The sequence below is a fragment of the Streptomyces fuscigenes genome (assembly GCF_021556455.1).
GTDB classification, from domain to species: Bacteria; Actinomycetota; Actinomycetes; order Streptomycetales; family Streptomycetaceae; genus Streptomyces; species Streptomyces fuscigenes.
Map to the genome: position 1 here is coordinate 1 of NZ_JAKGCV010000763.1, position 1,303 is coordinate 1,303.

1 protein-coding gene is annotated in these 1,303 nt (G+C 76.4%); it reads left to right on the forward strand.

Annotation, left to right across the window (positions count from 1 at the left end):
* The first annotated feature begins 187 nt into the window (after window positions 1-187).
* Window positions 188-1,237, forward strand: a complete 1,050-nt coding sequence (locus L1885_RS28410; RefSeq protein ID WP_235800010.1) for a zinc-dependent alcohol dehydrogenase family protein — start codon at window positions 188-190, stop codon at window positions 1,235-1,237.
* The last annotated feature ends 66 nt before the right edge of the window (window positions 1,238-1,303 follow it).

Consider the following 1,303-nt stretch of genomic DNA (forward strand, 5'->3'; position numbering starts at 1 on the left):
CGTCCCGGCCCGGGGTCCGCCCGGCGATGCCCGCGCCCCGCAGGCGTAACGTGCTCGACGTGTCCGGCCCGGTGCCGGACCGCGGCCCGCCACCGCGCCCACCGGCCGCGGCGGGCAGCCGCCCCACCGACCGCGTCCGGCGGTCACACCCGCACCGACCGCGACCAGCAGCGAGGAAACACCGCACATGCGCGCCACCGTCATCAACGCCCCCTACGACATACAGGTGGAGGAGGTGCCCGACGCGGCCGTCCGCAAGCCCACCGACGTGGTCCTGCGCGTCCTGCGCGCCTGCATCTGCGGCAGCGACCTGTGGCCCTACCGCGGCGAGGTGGCCACGGCGCCGAGGCCGGGGCAGCGCATCGGCCACGAGTTCCTCGGCGTGGTCGAGGAGGCGGGCTCCGAGGTGACCGGCTTCAGGCCGGGTGACCTGGCCGTCGCGCCCTTCATGTACTCGGACGGGCTCTGCGACTTCTGCCGCGAGGGCGTGCAGACGTCCTGCGTCCACGGAGGCGGCTGGGGCGGCTTCGACCACGACGGCGGGCAGGGCGAGGCCGTGCGCGTCCCGTACGCGGACGGCACGCTCGTCAAACTGCCCAAGGACGCCGCGTCCGACGACCGCGTGCTCGCGGCCCTGCTCACGCTGTCCGACGTGATGGGCACCGGCCACCACGCCGCGGTCGGCGCCGAGGTGCGGGCCGGCGGGACGGTCGCCGTCGTCGGCGACGGCGCCGTGGGGCTGTGCGGTGTCCTCGCCGCCAAGCGCCTGGGCGCCGAGCAGATCGTGATCCTGGGCCGCCACACCGAACGGACCGACATCGCCCGTTCCTTCGGGGCGACCCACGTCGTCGCCCAGCGCGGGGACGAGGCCGTCGAGGCCGTGCGCGAGCTGACGAAGGGCCACGGCGCGCACTCCGTCATCGAGGCCGTCGGCACCGAGCAGTCCATGACCACCGCCGTGCGCATCACCCGCCCCGGCGGCTCCATCGGCTACGTCGGCGCCCCGCACGGCAGCGGCGACGGCATCGACCTGCGCCACCTCTTCGACCGCAACATAGCCCTGCGCGGCGGCCTGGCCCCGGTGCGCCAGTACCTGCCCGAACTGCTGGCGGACGTCCTGAGCGGGGCGATCGACCCGTCGCCCGTCTTCGACGCGACCCTGGGGCTGGACCGGGTCGCCGACGGCTACCGGGCCATGAACGACCGCACCGCGCTCAAGGTCCTCCTGGCGCTCTGACCGGCCGCGGCCCCCGCCCGGTGCGGGCAGGGGGCCGCGGGGGCCGGCCGGCGGCGGGCGCCGGCC